The following is a 1,440-nucleotide window of genomic DNA, read 5'->3' as shown; positions in this document are numbered from 1 at the left end:
TTCGGGCTGAGCAGCGGCTTTGCCAGTGCAGAGGCTTTCATATCAGGGGAATATTACGGATTGATCCTGGTCCTCATTCTCGCAATAGTTTGTGTACAGGTGTCAACCCAGCTCATGGCCAAATTGGTAGACCAAGGTTCCATGGCGTATTTGCTGTCCTCCTCGACGACGAGAGGTAAGGTTGCTTTCACACAAGCCAGTGTTCTGACGACTGGATTGTTGCTGATCGTGGCCGTCACGACGATCGCCGGATTCGCCGGTAATGCCTGGTTCCTAGGTGACTACGACTTTGAACCCACCACGTTCATCCAGATGAATGTTGCTGCCTTCTTGTTGTTCTTCGCCGTTGGGGGTATCTCATTCCTCGTCTCGGCCCTCTCCAATGACGAGAAGAAGGCCATGAGTATCTCGGGCACGATTACGTTCGGATTTTTCACATTGGATTTGTTAAGTAAATTCAGCGAAAAGATAGAATGGTTGGGTGCCATCTCGCTCTTCTCTCTATATAAGCCTGGCGAGATTGTAAAAGGAAATGTACAACTCGTCCCGACGTTTATTCTATTATCATGCATCGGCTTGGTTGCCTTCGGACTGGGCATCTTGCTGTTTCGGAAACGTGACCTGCCGTTGTGAAACAAGAAAAACACCCGAAGGAGTGGGCTATGCCCACTTCTTCGGATGTTTCTACTGCTGGATGATGTTATTCTTGGCTCTTCTTCAGGTAATCGGCAAGTTGATCGAACGTTCCGCCGAAACCTTGCTGCATCATAGGCCGCATGCCCTCGAATGCTGCGCGTTCCTCTTCTGTTGCATCGATCGGACCGCCTTGTAACGTTAGTGTCGTTTGCCCATCATGTTCTTCTAAGGTCAGAACGTTATTGATTTCCAAAGGCCAGGTAGAGCTAAACGGCGCCCGTACTGTATTGCCCTCCTCATCTGAAAACGATTGGATGAACACAAGTTTCTCAGGTGCCGACACTTCCTGGTACACAAACTTCCCCCACATCACATGTCCTTCAGGGGATCGTTGACTACCAAGGAACATGCCGCCTGGGCGGACATCCATCTTGACGATCTGCAAGGAGAACCCTTTCGGTCCCCACCATTGTTGGAAATGCTCCTGCTCCGTCCAAACCTTGAATACGAGTTCACGGGGAGCATTGAAGACGCGGGTGAGCACCAATTCATTGCTGGTTACATGGTTTTCAGACATGATATCCTCCTATTGTTTTCCGTCTTTTTGGATTTCATTTAAATAATCATCCAGACGATCGAATCTATCTTCCCACATTCTGCGAAACGATTGCAGCCAAGTATCCATTTCCTGAAGAGGCTCGGGACGCAGCTTATAAATTCGGCGGTTGGCATCGGGACGCATTTCTACGATCTCCGCGTCATTCAGTACTTTCAAATGTTTGGACGCTTGAGGCTGTCGGATGT

At 49.2% G+C, this 1,440-nt stretch carries 3 protein-coding genes; 1 reads left to right on the top strand and 2 read right to left on the bottom strand.

Annotation, left to right across the window (positions count from 1 at the left end):
* Nucleotides 1-633, top strand: a 633-nt coding sequence (locus AC1DWB_RS35120) for an ABC transporter permease subunit (protein WP_477545696.1), incomplete at its 5' end; no start/stop codon positions are given.
* Between the two features lie 67 nt (nucleotides 634-700).
* Here the strand turns inward: AC1DWB_RS35120 and AC1DWB_RS35115 are convergent.
* Together AC1DWB_RS35115 and AC1DWB_RS35110 are read right to left on the bottom strand one after the other, a co-directional pair.
* Nucleotides 701-1,213 carry an SRPBCC family protein gene (locus AC1DWB_RS35115; protein ID WP_477545695.1) on the bottom strand — a complete coding sequence of 171 codons (513 nt, stop codon included), beginning with the start codon at nucleotides 1,211-1,213 and terminating at the stop codon, nucleotides 701-703.
* 9 nt (nucleotides 1,214-1,222) lie between these two features.
* Nucleotides 1,223-1,440, bottom strand: a 218-nt coding sequence (locus tag AC1DWB_RS35110; RefSeq protein WP_477545694.1) for an ArsR/SmtB family transcription factor, incomplete at its 5' end; no start/stop codon positions are given.

The sequence above is a fragment of the Paenibacillus sp. P4_E11 genome (assembly GCF_056401635.1).
The sequence above is the reverse complement of the archived record's forward strand: the minus strand, read 5'-3'. Positions and strand labels throughout refer to the sequence as shown.

What these genes read in the sequence shown, in the direction of transcription:
- AC1DWB_RS35115 (WP_477545695.1), bottom strand. Translation starts at nt 1,213, where the DNA reads ATGTCTGAAAACCATGTAACCAGCAATGAATTGGTGCTCACCCGCGTC.